At 77.1% G+C, this 936-nt stretch carries 1 pseudogene; it reads left to right on the forward strand.

What is annotated here, in order from left to right:
- Nucleotides 1-762: pseudogene (locus QL983_RS11335) on the forward strand (ATP-dependent helicase); the annotation flags it as partial.
- Nucleotides 763-936: the final 174 nt, after the last annotated feature.

The raw sequence follows: 936 nt of genomic DNA on the forward strand, positions 1-936 counted from the left end.
GAGGGCGGCGCCCGGGGCTCGGCCGGCCTCACGGCGGGGACCGTCGGGCTCTCGGCCGCCGAGCAGGCCCGCTCGGCCGGCCGCTGGTCCCTGCTGCCCGCCGCCGAGCAGGACCCCACGATCCGCGCCCACGCGACCGCCGAGCTGCTGCTGGACCGGTACGGCGTGATCACGCGCGGCTCCGTGGTGGCCGAGGAGGTCCCCGGCGGATTCGCGGGGCAGTACCGGCTGCTCACCCGGATGGAGGACGCGGGCCAGGTGCGCCGCGGCCACTTCGTCGACGGGCTGGGCGGCGCGCAGTTCTCCACCGGCGCCGTCGTGGACCGGCTGCGCGGGTTCCAGCGGGACGAGGAGGACGCCGCCGTCGACACCGCCCCGCTCGCGCTCGCCCTGGCCGCGACGGATCCGGCGAATCCCTACGGCGCCGCGCTGGACTGGCCGTCCGTGCCGGCCGGGCCGGACGGCGTCGTGCCCACGGGCCATCGCCCGGGCCGGAAGGCGGGCGCCGTCGTCGTGCTGATCGCGGGGCGGCTGGCGCTCTACATGGAGCGCGGCGGGCGCACGCTGCTCGCGTTCACGGAGGATCCGGGCGAGCTGCGGGCCGCGGCGGAGGCGCTCGTGTGGGCGCTGCGCACCGGCCGCACCGAGCGGTTGAGCCTGGAGAAGGTCAACGGCGGGCCCGTGCTCGGCACGCCGCTGGCCGAGGCGCTGCTGGCCGCGGGGTTCTACTCGAGCCCATCGGGCATTCGGTTCCGGAACTGAGAACCCACGCCCGTCCGCCCGTCCGCAACGCGGGTTGAGTTGTCACGGGTCCCGCCGTCGGACACCCGCGACAACTCAACCCGCGTTGCCCGGGGTGGCCCTGTCGCGGAGGCGGGGCCCGGGGGTAGGTTCGGCCCATGAGCATCGACGCCGCCCCGCCCGAGGACGTGGGCA

The sequence above is a fragment of the Micrococcus sp. APC 4021 genome, assembly GCF_030407635.1.
Classification (GTDB): Bacteria; Actinomycetota; Actinomycetes; order Actinomycetales; family Micrococcaceae; genus Micrococcus; species Micrococcus luteus.